Genomic DNA, 15,312 nt, shown 5'->3' on the forward strand with positions numbered 1-15,312 from the left:
TCACGCTCAGCGCGGATGACGCCGCGCGAGCGCGATGCCAGCCAGGTTCTTCGATCGCGGCACATGGCGGACATGGACGCGATCGAAGCCCTCGCGCGCCTGTACCCAGGCGTCACGATGCGGCAGCAGTTGCGGGCTGCGGCAGGCCCAACGCCCCAATGCCTGTTCGACGATGGTCCGCGCATCGCCGATGAACAGCACGTCGCGCGCGCCCGCGGCGATGGCGATCGCGGCGGCATAGCGCAGCGCCAGCCATTCCGCCGTGCAATTGTCGCCGACGCCGATGTCGTCCCGAATGTAGCTGCGGCCATGCGCCACCACGCCGATCTCCATCCGCGCCGGAACGCCGCGCGCGCCGCCGTCGAAATACAGCGTCATCCGCTCCCTTGCGGAACGGCGCTGGCCCTCCACCTTTATGTCCCCGAACACCGCAGATTCGTCAGGAGCCGTCATGACCGATACCCGCAAGGCCGTGTTGCACCGGATGGTGCTTGCCGACCATATCTGCCCGTTCGGCGTACGCGCCAAGCGGATCCTGCAATCCGAAGGGTTTGAGGTCGAGGATCATATCCTGCGCACCCGCGAAGAGGTCGACGCGTTCAAGGCGGAGCGCGGCCTCGCGACCACGCCGCTGATCGAGATCGACGGAGAGGTGATCGGCGGCAGTGACGATCTGGAGCGCTGGCTCGCCAAGGTCGACTGAGCGCGACACCCGCGCCATGCCGGCGCCCGCCGCCGCCGCCGTCTTCGATCGTGACGTCGAACAGGTCGCGCGGGCGCTGATCGGCGCGACCCTGCTGGTCGATGGCGTCGGCGGCACGATCGTCGAGACGGAGGCCTATGACGCCGACGATCCCGCCTCGCACAGCGCGCGCGGCCCCTCGCCGCGCAACGCCGCGATGTTCGGGCCGGCGGGACGCGCCTATGTCTACCGCAGCTACGGTATCCACTGGTGCTTCAATATCGTGTGCGCGCCCGGCAGCGCGGTATTGATCCGCGCGCTCGAACCCACGCACGGCCTCGATACGATGATCGCGCGCCGCGGCCTCGCCGATCCGCGCCTGCTCTGCGCCGGCCCGGGGCGACTATGCCAAGCTCTCGGCATAAATGCGCGGCTCGATCACGCCCCGATCGATGCGCCACCCTTCACGCTGATCCCCGCCCCCAGCGCAGCGCCTTTGCACGCCGGCCCGCGCATCGGCATCACCCGCGCGGTGGACACGCCATGGCGCTTCTGCCTCGCCGGTTCGCGCTACCTCAGCCGGCCTGCGCGTTAGAGGGACAACGGTCGATCCGTCATTGCGAGCGCAGCGAAGCAACGATGCAGGGTGGGCGGCTCAAACCGCCCACGCCAAAGCCGCCGACGATCGGCAAGATACACCAGCTTTCGGCGTGTTTCGCACCTCACCAAATGGACAAAACCGCAGATTTTCGCCATTTCAGTGTTTGGCATGCATAATGCACTACCACAGTCGCAGCCGCATCGGGCTGTCGCCTTTGGGAGGAAAGTCCATGTTCGCCACCACGCTCGCCGCCGCCATCCTGTCGATCACCACGCCCGCCGCCGCGCCGGCCCCGGCCCCCGCAGCGCCCGCCGCCGGCCAGAGCGACGCCGCCGCCCAGCCCGCCAAGGGCCGCTACAACCCGCGCGTCTGCATCGTCGATTACCCGACCGGCACGCGCATCCCCACCAAGACCTGCAAGCTGCTCGGCCAATGGCGCACCGACGGTATCGATCCGCTGCCCGGCAAGTGATCCTCCGGAATGCCGACCGCACGCCCGCCTCATGGCGGGATGTGCGGCCGGGCTGCGATCGACGGGGACCTTCCATGCTGCGCCTGCGTTCTCGCACGCACACATCATGGGGGTCCTCATCTTGCACAGCCTGCCCGACCGGCTCGACGCCGGCTCGCCCTATCCGCTCGGCGCGACGTTCGACGGCCTCGGTGTCAATTTCGCGGTCTATTCCGCCAATGCCGATGCGATCGAGCTGTGCCTGTTCGACGCCACCGGCAAGCGCGAGCTGAAGCGCATCGCCTTGCCCGAATGCACCGACGAGGTGTGGCACGGCTATCTGCCCGACGCCGGCCCGGGCCTGCTTTACGGCTATCGCGCGCATGGCCGCTACGAGCCCGAGAACGGCCACCGCTTCAATCCCAACAAGCTGCTGCTCGATCCCTATGCCCGCAAGCTGCACGGCCAGATCAAATGGACCGACGCGCTGCACGGCTACAAGGTCGGCCATCCGAAGGAGGACCTGTCCTTCGACAAGCGCGACAGCGCGCCCGCCATGCCGAAGGCGGTCGTCGTCGACGATCATTGGGACTGGTCGCGCGATACCAAGCCCAACACCCCCTGGTCCGACACCGTCATCTACGAAGCGCATGTGAAGGGTCTGACCAAGCTGATGGAGCTGGTTCCGCCGAACGAGCGCGGCACCTATGCCGGCCTCGGCCACCCCGCGGTCATCGCGCACCTCAAGCGCATCGGCGTCACCGCGCTCGAACTGCTGCCAATCCACAGCTTCACGCAGGACCGCTTCCTCCAGGAGAAGGGCCTGAAGAACTATTGGGGCTATAACACGCTCGGCTTCTTCGCCCCGGAACAGGCGTATATGGCGTCGGACAGCCAGGACGAGCTGCGTCGCGCCGTCCATCGCCTGCACAAGGCAGGGATCGAGGTGATCCTCGACGTCGTCTACAACCACACCTGCGAAGGCAGTGAAAAGGGCCCCACCCTGTCGTGGCGCGGGCTCGACAACGCCAGCTACTACCGCCTGGTCAAGGACCAGCCGCGCTACAGCATCAACGACACCGGCACTGGCAACACGCTGAACCTCAGCAAGGCGCGCGTCATCCAGATGGTGACCGACAGCCTGCGCTACTGGGCGACCAGCTTCGGCATCGACGGCTTCCGCTTCGACCTCGGCCTGACGCTGGGGCGTGAAGAGCATGGCTTCGATCCCGGTGCCGCCTTCTTCGACGTCGTCCGGCAGGACCCGGTACTCGGCCGCCTGAAGCTGATGGCGGAACCGTGGGACGTCGGCCCCGGCGGCTATCAGCTCGGCAATTTCCCGCCCGGCTTCGCGGAGTGGAACGACAAATATCGCGACACCGTTCGCCAGTTCTGGCGCGGTGACGCCGGCCAGCGCGCCGATCTCGCCGCGCGCCTGTCGGGATCGGGCGACCTGTTCGACCGGCGCTCGCGCCGTCCCTGGGCGAGCATCAACCTGCTGTCCGCGCACGACGGCTTCACCCTCGCCGACACGGTGATGTACGAAGAGCGCCACAACGAAGCGAACGGCGAGGACAATCGCGACGGCCACGACAACAACCATTCGCGCAACTGGGGCCACGAAGGGCCGACCGACGATCCCGCGATCAACGACGCGCGTGGACGCGTGCAGCGGTCGATGCTGACGACGCTGCTCGCCTCGCTCGGCACGCCGATGCTGGTCGCGGGCGATGAGTTCGGTCGCACGCAACAGGGCAACAACAACGCCTATTGCCAGGATAATGCGATCAGCTGGCTCGATTGGGACGCCGCGGCGACGCCCGAAGGCCAGACGCAGATCGATTTCGTCGCGCGCCTGACCGACCTGCGCCGCCGCTATGCCGTGCTGCGCGCGCCGACCTTCCTCTACGGGCAGGATACGCCCGGACAGGGCGTCAACGACATCGAATGGTGGGACGAGCGCGGGCAGCAGCTCAGCGCGGACGACTGGCAGAACCCCGAGGGCCGCGCGCTGATGATGCGCCGGGCCAGCCGCAATGCGGCCGGCGAGCTGGACGTCGTATCGCTCTTGCTCAACGGTTCGCCCGATCCCGTCACCTTCCACCTTCCCCCGCCGCACGCGACGCGCATCGTCCTGATCGATAGCGCCAAGCCCGATCAGGGCGAGGTGGAGATCGAGGACGCCTATGAGGTTTCGCCGCAAGGCGCGGTCCTCCTCACCTGGACTGGCGCGTTCGAGGACCAGGCATGACCACCCGCTGGGGCGCGACGCCGCTCGACGACGGGCGCACCCGCTTCGCGCTCTGGGCGCCGGACGTTGCTGGCGTCGAGCTGGAGATCGACGGCGCCCCGCCGGTCGATATGGAGGCGGGCGACGACGGCTGGTTCGTCGCCACGACGCAGGCCCCTGCCGGCACGCGCTATCGCTTCCGTATCGGCGACACGGTCGTCCCCGACCCTGCGTCCCGCGCGCAATCTGGTGGCGTTCATGGCTGGAGCCTCGTCATCGACCCGGCCTATCCCTGGACCGTCGCCGACTGGCGCGGGCGGCCGTGGGAAGAAATGGTGCACGTCGAGCTGCACCCCGGCCTGCTCGGCGGCTTTCGCGGCGTCATCGATCAGCTCCCCGCCATCGCCGCGACCGGCATCACCGCCATCGAACTCATGCCCGTGGGCGCTTTCGGCGGCACGCGCGGCTGGGGCTACGACGGCGTACTGCCCTATGCGCCGCACGAAAGCTACGGCGCCCCCGCCGATCTGCAGGCGCTGGTCGACGCCGCGCACGGCTTCGGCCTCTCCGTCTTCCTCGACGTCGTTTACAATCACTTCGGTCCCGACGGGAATTACATCGGCCAATATGCCGCGGGCTTCTTCGATGCCGAGGTCCACACGCCCTGGGGCGGCGCGGTCGCGATGCACGAGGCGGCGGTGCATCGCTTCTTCGTCGACAATGCGCTGATGTGGCTGCGCGACTATCGCATCGACGGCCTGCGCTTCGACGCGGTCCACGCCATCGCCGACGACGCCTTCCTCGACGCCATGGCCACGGAGATCCGTGAGGCGCTGCCCGATCGCCACATCCACCTCGTCCTCGAAAACGAACGCAACGATGCCGCACGGCTGCGCGATGGTGGATATGACGCGCAGTGGAACGACGATTTCCACAATGTCCTGCACGTCCTGCTGACCGGCGAAACCAGCGCCTATTACACCGACTTCGCCGATCGCCCGGCCGAACGCCTCGCCCGCTGCCTGGCGGACGGCTTCATCTATCAGGGCGAAGGATCGGCGAACCACGACGGCACGCCGCGCGGCACGCCCAGCGCGCACCTGTCGCCGACCCGCTTCGTGTCGTTCCTCCAGAACCACGACCAGATCGGCAATCGCGCGCTCGGCGAGCGTCTGACCGTGCTGACCGATCCCGCCAAGCTGCGGGCCGCGACCGCCTTGCTGCTGCTCGCCCCGCAAATCCCGTTGCTGTTCATGGGCGACGCCGACGGCAGCCAGACGCCCTTCCTGTTCTTCACCGACTTCCACGACGAGCTCGCCGATGCGGTGCGTGAGGGGCGGCGCAAGGAATTCGCCAAGTTCGACGCTTTCGTCGATCCGCAGGCGCGCGAACGCATTCCCGATCCCAACGCCCGCAGCACCTTCGACGCATCGCGGCCCGAGCGCGGCCCCGACGCCGCCACATGGTGTGCGCTGTATCGCGACCTGATCGCGCTGCGCATGAGCCACATCGTCCCCCACCTTGCCGGCGCGATGGCGATCGGTGCGGAGGCGACCGGCGACGCCGCGGTCACCGCCCGCTGGCGTCTGGCTGACGGCAGCACGCTCACCATCGCGCTCGACCTCGCCGACACGCCCGCGCCGCTTGCCGGGGACAACGGCGACCTGCTGCACGCCGAGGGCGACCGCTTCGCCGCCTGGATCGCGCGATGAGCGATCTTGCCGCACGCGCCAAGGCTGCCGGCATCGCGGTACACTGGGAGGATGCGACCGGCCGCCAGCGCACCGTCGCCGACGATACGCTCCGCGCCATTCTTGACCGGCTCGACCGCTCGACCGACGGCGAGGCGACCTTCGTCACCGCCGATGTCGGCATGCCCATCGTCACCACCGCCGCACCCGGCGCCGCGACGCTGGCGCTGGAACATGGCCCCCAGCGCATCGTGCAGGTCGCGTCCGACGGCACCATCCCGCCGATCGGCGAACCCGGCTATCACCGGCTCGACACCGCGCGCGGCGCCGTCACCCTCGCCGTTGCACCGCGTCGCTGCATTCCCGCGCCGCCCGGCCATAGCTGGGGTCCAGCCGTTCAGATCCCGGCGCTGCGCGGATCGCGCACCGCCCCATATGGCGACTTCGCCAGTCTTGCCGAGGCCGCCCGTGCCTTTGCCGGTGCCGGAGCCGACGCGCTGGCGATCAGCCCGACGCATGCGCTCTTCCCCGCCGACCCGTCGCGCTTCAGCCCCTATGCCCCGTCGAGCCGGCTGGTCCACCACGCCTTGCTCGCCAGCGTCGCCGACGATGACGCGGACTCCGGCGCACTGATCGACTGGCAGTCCGCCCTCCCCCGCCGCCTCGCCGCGCTGCGCCACGCCTTCGAGCGCGCAACCCCAGACGAGATCGCCCGCTTCGACGCCGCCGCCGCCCGCCGCCCCGACTGGCAGCAGCACGCCCTTTACGACGCGCTGCACGCCCATTTCTTCGCAGAGAATGGCGCGCATGGCTGGCAGGACTGGCCCACCGCCTATGACGATCCCACCGCCCCGGCTGTCGGATCCTTCGCGCGGGAGCATGCCGACGCCGTTCGTTTCTTTTCTTTCCTGCAATGGCGCGCCGACACCGGCCTTGCCGACGCGCAGGCCGCCGCGCGCGACGCCGGGATGCGGATCGGCCTGATCGCCGACCTCGCCGTCGGCATGGACGCGGGCGGCAGCCATGCGTGGAGCCGCCGCAGCGACCTGCTGACCGGCCTGTCGATCGGCGCGCCGCCCGATCCGTTAGGCCCGCAGGGGCAGAATTGGGGCATCACCGCGCTCTGCCCGTTCGCGCTGCGCCGCACCGGCTTCGACGCCTTCATCCGCACCGTCCGCGCAGGCCTGGCGCACGCGGGCGGCATCCGGATCGACCACGCCCTCGGCCTGTGCCGCCTGTGGGTCATTCCAGAGGGCGGCAAGCCCGGCGACGGCGCCTATCTCGCCATGCCCTTCACCGATCTGCTCCGCATCCTCGCCATCGAATCGCATCGGGCGAACGCGATCGTCATCGGCGAGGACCTCGGCACCGTGCCGCCCGGCTTCCGCGACACGCTGACCGCGCGTGGTATCTACGGGATGCGCGTCCTGCCCTTCGAACGCGACGCGAAGAGTTTTACCCCCGCCAAGGCATGGGACGCGTGCGCCGTGGCGATGACCGGCACGCACGACACCGCGACGCTCGCCGGCTGGTGGACCGGGCGCGACATCACCTGGGCGCACAAGCTGAAGCGCAGCGACAGCGACGAACCCAGCGATCGCCTCCGCCGCATCGGCGAAAGGAAGGCGCTATGGACTGCCGCCACGCAGGCCGGCGTCGCCAGCGGCCCCGTGCCGCACGATGCCGCGCCCGCGATCGACGCCGCGCTCGCCTTCACCGCACAGGCACCCTGCCCGCTCACCATCGTCCCGCTCGAGGATCTGGTCGGGATCGAGGAACAGCCCAATCTGCCCGGCACGACCGACGAACATCCCAATTGGCGCCGCCGCATGCCCGACACGACCGAGGCGCTGCTCGCCCGGCCCGAGGTCGCCCGCCGCACCGCCATCCTCTCGCACAAGAGCCCCGCATGAGCCCCCGCGCCACCTATCGCCTGCAATTCCATAAGGGCTTCACCTTCGCCGACGCCGAGGCGCTGGTGCCGTATCTCGACCGACTCGGCATCAGCCACATCTACGCCTCGCCGATCACCACCGCGGCAGCCGGCTCGATGCACGGCTACGACGTCATCGACCCCACGAGGATCAATCCGGAACTCGGCGGCGAGGACACTTTCCGCAGCCTCGTCGCCGCGCTCAAGGCGCGCGACATGGGGCTGATCATCGATATCGTCCCCAACCATATGGGCGTCGCCGGGGGCGGCAACGCTTGGTGGAACGACGTCCTCGCCCGCGGACAGGCGAGCGAACACGCCCGCGTCTTCGACATCGACTGGACCCGCCCGATCCTGCTCCCCGTCCTCGGCGATACGCTCGACACGGCGCTCGCCAACGGCGACATCGCGGTCGAGGGCGATCATATCGTCGCCTATGGCGAACATCGTTTTCCGATCCGCCCCGAAGACCGGGGCAACACCGCCGACCTCTCCGCGCTACTCGACCGCCAGCATTACCGCCTCGCCAGCTGGCGCACCGCCAACGACCTGCTCAACTGGCGCCGCTTCTTCACTGTCAACGACCTCGCCGGCGTCCGCATCGAAGACCCCGCCGTGTTCGAGGCGACGCACGCGCTCTATGTCCGCCTGTACGACGAAGGGCTGATCGACGGCGTCCGCATCGATCACGTCGACGGCCTTACCGACCCGATCGGCTATTGCCGCACGCTGCGCGACCGCCTCGGCCCCGATGCCTGGATCGTGATCGAGAAGATCCTCGGCGCCGGTGAAGGCCAGCCCGTGGGCTGGGGCGTCGACGGCACCAGCGGCTACGACTTCATGGAACAGGTCGCGACGCTGATTCACGAACCGCTTGGCGCGCTGCCGCTCGAGGAAGTGTGGCAGGACATGAGCCACCGCTACCTCGATTTCGAAAGCGAGGAATTCGCCGCACGGCAGGACCTGCTCGCCTGGCAATTTGCGGGGCAGCTCGACGCCTGCGTCGCCGCCTTCGTGGCACTCAACACCGATGCCGCCGTCACGCCCGCGATGCTGCGCCGCGCGATCGAGCGATTGTTGTGGGTCTTCCCCGTCTATCGCACCTACGGCACCGGCGATGCCGCCCCCGCCAGCGACGCCGCGATCCGCGGCGCGGTGCGCGAACGCGTCGCCGACCTCATCCCGCCGGGCGAGGCGCATGTCGTCGATGCGATCCTCGCGTGGCTCGCCGGTGAAGGGCCAGGCGACGCGGCCGACGCGGTCCGTCGCTTCCAGCAGCTTTCCGCGCCGATCGCCGCCAAATCGGTCGAGGACACCGCCTTCTACCGTTCCGGCCGCCTGCTCTCGCGCAACGACGTCGGCTTCGATGCGACGATCCTCGGCGTCGGCGTCGACGCCTTCCACGCGCTGATGACCGCGCGCGCGCGCGACGTGCCGCATGCGATGCTCACCACCGCGACGCACGACCACAAGCGCGGCGAGGACGTCCGCGCCCGCCTCGCCGCGCTCAGCGTCATGCCCGACGCTTGGCGCACCCGCGTCGAGGCATGGGACCAGCTCTCCTGGGCCTGGGATCACGACGTCTCGGGCGCCGACCGCTACATGCTGCTCCAGACCATCGTCGGCGCCTGGCCGGACGAGGGCGCGACGCCCGATTTCGCCGACCGCATCAAGGCCTGGCAGCAAAAGGCCCTGCGCGAAGCACGCCTGCGCTCGTCATGGGAAGCCCCGGATGAGGCCTATGAAGCCGCCGCCGCCGCGCTGACCGATGCCTTCCTCTCCGACCCGCGATTCGTCGCGGAGGTTACCGCCTTCGTCGCCGACCTTGCGCCGATTGCAGACGCCAACACGCTGATCCAGACGCTGCTCCGCTACACCGTACCCGGCGTGCCCGACCTGTATCAGGGCACCGAGCTTGCCGACCTCAGCTTGGTCGATCCCGACAACCGCCGCCCCGTCGATTATGCGCAGCGACAGGCGCTGCTCGACACCCCCGACGCACCGGCCAAGTTCCGCCTGATCGCCGACCTGCTCGCCCGGCGCCGTGCCGCGCCCGCGCTGTTCGCCGACGGCGACTATCGTCCGGCACAGGTGGAGGGCAGCGACCGCATCCTCGCCTTCAGCCGCCACCATGCCGGCGCCACGCTGCGCGTCGCCGCGCTGATCCGCGGCACCGAGGTTCCGGACGCGACGATCCGCTTCGCCGACGGCACCACCTGCGCCGCCACCGACCTCTTCACCGCCTCACCGGTCTGGTACGCGCTCGGCTGAGCGCGTCGCCAGCCAGAAGATGGCATAGCCGAACAGGCCGGACACCAGCGAGGCGCACAGGATCGCCAGCGACGCCATCTCGGTCTGCGCCACGTCGGTGAAGGCGAGTTCGGTGATGAACAGCGACAGCGTGAAGCCAATCCCGGCGACGCCACCGATCCCCAGCACCATCCGCCACGTCACCCCATCGGGCAGGCGCGCGCCCAGGACGCGTGTCGCGATCCATGTCGACCCTATGAAGCCCAGCGGCTTGCCGATCGCCAGGCCGGCGATGATGCCCAGGCTCAGCGGTGCGTGCAGCGCCTCGGCAATCGCGTCGGGCGACAAATGGATGCGCACGTTGGACAGCGCGAACAGCGGCAGCACGACATAGGACACCCACGGCGTCAGGATACGCACCAGCCGATCCGCCGCCTCGTCGGTCGCCGCGACCATTTCGTGGATGTACCCCAGCTTCGCCTCGACCGCTTCCTCCTTTTCCTCCGCCTCCGCGGCGTCACCCGCACGCGCCTGTTCGGATTGCGCCGCGCGCAACTCGTCCAAGGGCCGCTCGACGCGCTCGGCGAAGTCGCCATGGCTGAGCCGCGACCGCGTCGGCAGCAACAGACCGACCGCCACACCCGCGATCGTCGGATGCACGCCCGACCCGAAGATACCGATCCACACCACGGCGCCGAGCAGCACATAGGGGATCGACGCCACCCAGCGCAGCCGCAGCAGTCCGATGATGCCCAGATAGGCCGCGGCCGCCACCCCCAGGAACACCGGCTGCACCGACGCGGTATAGGCGAAGGCGATCACTAGCAGCCCGAACACATCGTCGATCGCCGCGAACGCCAGCAGCACCGCACGCACGGCCGGTGGCAATCGCGTCGTGAACATCGCGACGACCGCCAGGCTGAACGCGGTATCCATCGCCGCCACCACGCCCCAGCCGTGCGCGGTCGGCGTGCCCCAGTTGAACGCCAGATAGATCGCCACCGGCACCACCAGCCCGCCGATCGCGCCCGCCACCGGAAACAGCGCGGTCTTGCGCGACGCGAGCGATCCCTTGACGAACTCGCGCTTCACCTCCGTCCCGATGATCAGGAAGAACAGCGGCATCAGCAGGTCGTTGACCCATTCCGCCGCCGGCCGCGCGAACGCCCAAGCGCCATAGCTCAGCCGGATCGGCCGATCCCACAGCCGGACATAATCCGCACCCCAGGGCGAATTGACGACGATCAGCGCGATGAGCGACGCGATCAGCAACGGCCCGCCGGACACTTCGCCGATCGCGAAGAAGGGCCCGATCCGCTCCAGGATACGCGCGGCGGGGGAATGATGCGCCCGGGCTTCCACCCGCCCGGACAGGCGCGGAGCAAGGCCCATGCGATCTCCTGATGGCGTAAGTGCCACCCCCCATACGGCTCAGCCGCGCGTGCGTTCCGTAGCCGAAGCGCAACGTCATCAGCCTGTTAACCATTCCGCGCTTAATAGGTCGACAATGGACAGCGCATTCCTGCGCGACACCGATGCCGTACGGACCCGATCGATGCGCCTCACCGCCCCGCTTCTCGCCCTTGCCACCGTCCTTCCCGCGCTGCCTGCCGCGGCGCAGACGGTGACGCCGCTTGCCGAGGCGCGGCTGCGGTACGAACATGTCGAACAGGATGGCCTGCCGCAGGATAGCGGCGCGGTGACCGTGCGGCTGCGCACCGGCGTGCAGGCTGCGATCGGCCGCCTCTCCGGCCTCGTCCAGGCGCAGGGCAACCTCGCGATCCTGCCCGACTATTTCGACGGCCTGCACGGCCCCGCCACGCTGCGCCCGCTGATCGCCGATCCCGACAGCGTCGCCATCTATCGCGCGCAGGTGCGCTATGCTGCGCCGGGCGTCGCGATCACCGCGGGGCGACAGGTGATCCAGCTCGACGACGAACGCTTCGTCGGCGCCGCCGCGTTCCGCAACAACGGCCAGACCTTCGACGCCGTGCGGACCGAGGTCACCGCCGTGCAGGGCCTGAAGGCCGACATCAGCTATGTCTGGTCGGTCCGCACGGTGAACGGCATCGAAGGGCGCGGCGCGCGGCCGACCGCGATCGGCGGCAACACCGTCCTCGCCAACCTCGGCTGGGAATCGCCGATCGGCAAGGTCACGGGCTTTGCCTATCTGATCGATGAGGACGAAGCGGCGGTGCAGGGCTATCGCCTGTCCAGCCAGACCTATGGCGGCCGCCTGGCCGGCGCGCAGCCGCTCGGCACCGCCAAGCTCGCCTATCAGCTCAGCTATGCGCGCCAGTCCGACTATCACCGCAACCCCAATATGTACGCCGCGGATTACTGGCTCGCCGACCTGTCGGTCGACCTGAACGGCCCGAAGATCGGCGGGGGCTATGAAGTGCTCGGCGCGGGCCGTGGCGCCAGCGCGGGCGCCGCATACGCCAGCTTCCAGACACCCTTCTCGGCGATCTTCAAGTTCCAGGGCTGGGCCGACAAGCTCACCACCACCCCTGCCGACGGCATTCGCGACGCCTATGCGAGCGCCGGCTGGGGGTGGAAGCAGATCGGCACGCTGAAGGCGGTGTCGCTGACCGCCGTCTACCATCGGTTCGACAGCGACCGCCTGTCGCGCCGCTATGGCGATGAACTCAACCTGCTCGCGAGCGCCAAGCTCGGCAAGACGACCGCCAGCCTGCGCTATGCCGATTATCGCGCCGACCGGCTGTTCACCGACACGCAAAAGCTGTGGATGCAGCTCGACTGGGCGCTGTAACGCCAGCGCCCGGTCGCGCTTATCCCTGCATGTCCTCGAGTTCGCGCCCGCGCGTTTCGTGGACCAGCTTCTGCACGAACACGAACGAGATCGCCGCGAACAGCGCATAGCCGGTGTAGGTGACCGCCAGCCCCGGCGACACGGCGAGCGCCGGGAAGCTGACCGAGATCGCCGCATTGGCGATCCACTGCGCAAAGCCCGACACGGCAAGACCCGACCCGCGGATCTGGTTGGGGAACATCTCGCCCAGCATCACCCACATCACCGGTCCCCACGACGCGTTGAAGAAGATGACGTACAGATTGGCCGCGACCAGCGCGATCAGGCCGTTATGTCCGGGTAGGCTGACCGCGCCCGCCGCATCGGTGACCGCGGTGGAGAACGCCCAGGCCACCGTCGCCAGCGTCACCGCCATGCCCGCCGATCCCACCAGCAGCAGCGGCTTGCGTCCGATCCGGTCGACGGTCGCGATCGTGAACAGGCAGGCCGCGATCGACAGCACGCCGGACAGGATGTTGATCTGCAGCGCATTGTCCTCGGTGAAGCCCACCGCCTCCCACAGCACGGCGCCGTAATAGAAGACGACGTTGATGCCGACGAACTGCTGGAACACGGCAAGGCCGATGCCCGCCCACAGGATCGGGCGGATCTTGCCCGTCGTCTTGTCGATCAGGTCGGACAGTTTCGGCTTGTGGTGATCGGCGGCGAGCGAATTGCGGATCTCGACGACCTTGCGCTCCGCCTCGCCCGCGCCGAACAGACGGGTCAGCACCGCCTTCGCCTCGCCCTCGCGGCCCTTGGCGACCAGGAAGCGCGGGCTTTCCGGAATGACGGTCAGCGCCGCCAGATAGATCGCCGCCGGGATCGCCTGCAGCCAGAACATCCAGCGCCACGCCGGAAAGTCGAGCCAGAACGGCGCGGTCGAACCGCCGGCATAGCGGGCCAGAACGAAATTCGCGACGAACGCGCCGGTCAGGCCGGTGATGATCATCACCTGCTGCACGCTCGACAGCCGCCCGCGGATCGCGGCGGGCGTCACTTCGGAAATATAGACGGGCGAGATCACGCTCGCCGCCCCGACACCCAGGCCGCCGATGATCCGCGCCAAGATGAACACGATCGAGCCGCCCGCGGCACCGGCGAGCAGCGCGCTCACCAGAAACAGCAGTGCGGCCAGCATCATCACCCGTCGCCGCCCGATCGCGTCGGCCAGCCGCCCCGCGCCGAACGCACCGATCGCCGACCCCACCAGGATCGCGCCGACGTTGACGCCGATTCCTAGGTGGCCGAGCGAAAACGCCGCCTCCAGCCCCTTTTGCGTCCCGTTGATGACGCCCGAATCATAGCCGAACATGAAGCCGCCGATCGTCGCGACCGCGACGATGCCGGCGATGAAGCCGTGATTGACGCCCTGCCCGGCATCCAGATACCCCGGGGCATGCCCCGCCCCCCGCCTGTCCGTCACATCGCTCTCCTCATGCCGATCGTCCGCCGGCCGTGCGCAATGTGATATCGCTATCACGCCATTCTGGGCGGTCAAGTCGTTTGGAGCGCGTGCCGTGGCCGTCCCGCGCGGGGTGCCGCGGCAGACCTATCCCTCGATCACCCGCGGGCGGCGCCGCGGCGGCGCGTCGGACTGGCGGCGGATCAACGTATAGTCGAGCAGCCGTGTCGGCTCTTCGGGCGCGGCATCATCGCCCCCGCGCTGGCGACGCAGCAACGCGACCAGCCCCTCGATTGCCCCCCGCGCCATATCGGCGATCGGCTGGCGGATCGTCGTCAGCTCGGGCCAGATCGCGGTCGACAGCACCGTATCGTCGAAGCCACAGACGGTCAGGTCGCCCGGCACGTCCAACCCGCGGCGGTGCGCCACCGCCACCGTCGCCGCCGCCATGTCGTCGTTCGACGAGAAGATCGCCGTCGGCGGTTCGGCGCGGTCGAGCAGCTGCTCCGCCGCATCCAGCCCAGACCGATAGGTGTACAGGCCATCAACGACCAGTCCGTCCTCGATCCCGATCCCCGCCCCTTCCAGCGCAGCCCGATAGCCCGCCAGCCGCGCGCCGCTCGCCGACAGATTGGGGTCGCCGCCGATGAAGCCGATCCGCCGATGGCCCAGGTCCATCAGGTGCCGCGTCATCGTCACCGCCGCGGCACGATCGTCGATCCCGATCGCCAGACCGCCCTCGCCTGCGCGCCCGGTCGCCAGCCCGACCATCGGCACGCCCGCCTGGGCCAGCAGGTCGAGCAGCGCCGGCGATTCGCACAGGGGCGGCGGCAGCACGATGCCGTCGATGCCGCCCTTGATCATATGCCGTGCGACCGCCAGCTCGTGATCGTCGCCGATCTCGCATTTCTCGATCACGATCTGCACGTCGTTGCGGCTCGCCTGATCCAGGCTGCCGAGCAGCATTTCGGACAGAAAGCCGCCCGACGGATTGTTGTACAGCAGCCCGACCCGCAACTGCCCCGCCCCCGCCAGGCTGCGCGCGGCGCGATTGGGCGCATAGTTCAGCGTCTGGATCGCCACGTTCACCGCATCGCGCGTCGCGGGCCGCACGTTGGTTTCGGCGTTGATGACGCGGCTGACGGTCATCGGCGACACGCCGGCGAGCTTCGCCACATCGCTGATCGTCGGTGCCGAACCCGATCGGCGGGAGGGTCGCGAGGGAGGGGGTGAGGAAGCCATGCGGGCGGATCGGGT

12 protein-coding genes are annotated in these 15,312 nt (G+C 69.0%); 8 read left to right on the forward strand and 4 right to left on the reverse strand.

What is annotated here, in order from left to right:
* Positions 1 to 6: 6 nt before the first annotated feature.
* Positions 7 to 378, reverse strand: coding sequence for a reverse transcriptase-like protein (locus ACP7A3_RS04605; RefSeq protein ID WP_426255180.1), 372 nt, complete (start codon positions 376 to 378; stop codon positions 7 to 9).
* Between the two features lie 73 nt (positions 379 to 451).
* Here ACP7A3_RS04605 and ACP7A3_RS04610 point away from each other — a divergent pair, with 73 nt between their 5' ends.
* The 7 genes from ACP7A3_RS04610 to treY all read left to right on the forward strand — a co-directional run bounded on the left by ACP7A3_RS04610 (position 452) and on the right by treY (position 9,859).
* Positions 452 to 703 (forward strand): glutathione S-transferase N-terminal domain-containing protein, encoded by a 252-nt coding sequence (locus ACP7A3_RS04610; RefSeq protein ID WP_426255179.1) that lies wholly within the window; start codon positions 452 to 454, stop codon positions 701 to 703.
* A 16-nt stretch (positions 704 to 719) separates the two neighbouring features.
* Entirely contained in the window at positions 720 to 1,277 is a 558-nt protein-coding gene (locus tag ACP7A3_RS04615; RefSeq protein WP_426255178.1) for a DNA-3-methyladenine glycosylase, read from the forward strand.
* Positions 1,278 to 1,512: 235 nt separating this feature from the next.
* Complete coding sequence (locus tag ACP7A3_RS04620) at positions 1,513 to 1,755, forward strand: hypothetical protein (protein ID WP_017979728.1); 243 nt, start codon at positions 1,513 to 1,515, stop codon at positions 1,753 to 1,755.
* Positions 1,756 to 1,861: 106 nt separating this feature from the next.
* Positions 1,862 to 3,985 carry a glycogen debranching protein GlgX gene (gene glgX, locus ACP7A3_RS04625; protein ID WP_426255177.1) on the forward strand — a complete coding sequence of 708 codons (2,124 nt, stop codon included), beginning with the start codon at positions 1,862 to 1,864 and terminating at the stop codon, positions 3,983 to 3,985.
* Complete coding sequence (gene treZ / locus ACP7A3_RS04630) at positions 3,982 to 5,676, forward strand: malto-oligosyltrehalose trehalohydrolase (protein ID WP_426255176.1); 1,695 nt, start codon at positions 3,982 to 3,984, stop codon at positions 5,674 to 5,676. Before glgX ends, treZ begins: the two co-directional genes overlap by 4 nt.
* Positions 5,673 to 7,568, forward strand: a complete 1,896-nt coding sequence (gene malQ, locus ACP7A3_RS04635) for a 4-alpha-glucanotransferase (RefSeq protein WP_426255175.1) — start codon at positions 5,673 to 5,675, stop codon at positions 7,566 to 7,568. Before treZ ends, malQ begins: the two co-directional genes overlap by 4 nt.
* Positions 7,565 to 9,859, forward strand: a complete 2,295-nt coding sequence (gene treY, locus ACP7A3_RS04640; protein WP_426255174.1) for a malto-oligosyltrehalose synthase — start codon at positions 7,565 to 7,567, stop codon at positions 9,857 to 9,859. The genes malQ and treY overlap by 4 nt, the downstream gene beginning before the upstream one ends.
* Here treY and nhaA read toward each other — a convergent pair.
* Positions 9,833 to 11,230, reverse strand: coding sequence for a Na+/H+ antiporter NhaA (nhaA, locus tag ACP7A3_RS04645; protein WP_426255173.1), 1,398 nt, complete (start codon positions 11,228 to 11,230; stop codon positions 9,833 to 9,835). The two genes, treY and nhaA, sit on opposite strands and share 27 nt — an antisense overlap.
* Positions 11,231 to 11,345: 115 nt before the next feature.
* Here nhaA and ACP7A3_RS04650 point away from each other — a divergent pair, with 115 nt between their 5' ends.
* Complete coding sequence (locus tag ACP7A3_RS04650; protein WP_426255172.1) at positions 11,346 to 12,611, forward strand: hypothetical protein; 1,266 nt, start codon at positions 11,346 to 11,348, stop codon at positions 12,609 to 12,611.
* A 19-nt stretch (positions 12,612 to 12,630) separates the two neighbouring features.
* On the opposite strand, the gene ACP7A3_RS04655 is transcribed toward ACP7A3_RS04650, so the two are convergent.
* Both ACP7A3_RS04655 and ACP7A3_RS04660 read right to left on the reverse strand, forming a co-directional pair.
* Entirely contained in the window at positions 12,631 to 14,076 is a 1,446-nt protein-coding gene (locus ACP7A3_RS04655) for a sugar porter family MFS transporter (RefSeq protein ID WP_426255171.1), read from the reverse strand.
* Between the two features lie 126 nt (positions 14,077 to 14,202).
* A complete protein-coding gene (locus ACP7A3_RS04660) occupies positions 14,203 to 15,231 on the reverse strand; it encodes a LacI family DNA-binding transcriptional regulator (protein ID WP_147037040.1) in 1,029 nt (342 codons plus the stop codon).
* Between the last annotated feature and the right edge of the window lie 81 nt (positions 15,232 to 15,312).

The organism is Sphingomonas sp. DC5200-1, from assembly GCF_049897245.1.
GTDB classification, from domain to species: Bacteria; Pseudomonadota; Alphaproteobacteria; order Sphingomonadales; family Sphingomonadaceae; genus Sphingomonas; species Sphingomonas aquatilis.

What these genes read in the sequence shown, in the direction of transcription:
- ACP7A3_RS04610 (WP_426255179.1), top strand. Translation starts at nt 452, where the DNA reads ATGACCGATACCCGCAAGGCCGTGTTGCACCGGATGGTGCTTGCCGAC.
- ACP7A3_RS04615 (WP_426255178.1), top strand. Translation starts at nt 720, where the DNA reads ATGCCGGCGCCCGCCGCCGCCGCCGTCTTCGATCGTGACGTCGAACAG.
- ACP7A3_RS04650 (WP_426255172.1), top strand. Translation starts at nt 11,346, where the DNA reads ATGGACAGCGCATTCCTGCGCGACACCGATGCCGTACGGACCCGATCG.
- treY (WP_426255174.1), top strand. Translation starts at nt 7,565, where the DNA reads ATGAGCCCCCGCGCCACCTATCGCCTGCAATTCCATAAGGGCTTCACC.
- ACP7A3_RS04605 (WP_426255180.1), bottom strand. Translation starts at nt 378, where the DNA reads ATGACGCTGTATTTCGACGGCGGCGCGCGCGGCGTTCCGGCGCGGATG.
- treZ (WP_426255176.1), top strand. Translation starts at nt 3,982, where the DNA reads ATGACCACCCGCTGGGGCGCGACGCCGCTCGACGACGGGCGCACCCGC.
- malQ (WP_426255175.1), top strand. Translation starts at nt 5,673, where the DNA reads ATGAGCGATCTTGCCGCACGCGCCAAGGCTGCCGGCATCGCGGTACAC.
- glgX (WP_426255177.1), top strand. Translation starts at nt 1,862, where the DNA reads ATGGGGGTCCTCATCTTGCACAGCCTGCCCGACCGGCTCGACGCCGGC.
- nhaA (WP_426255173.1), bottom strand. Translation starts at nt 11,230, where the DNA reads ATGGGCCTTGCTCCGCGCCTGTCCGGGCGGGTGGAAGCCCGGGCGCAT.
- ACP7A3_RS04620 (WP_017979728.1), top strand. Translation starts at nt 1,513, where the DNA reads ATGTTCGCCACCACGCTCGCCGCCGCCATCCTGTCGATCACCACGCCC.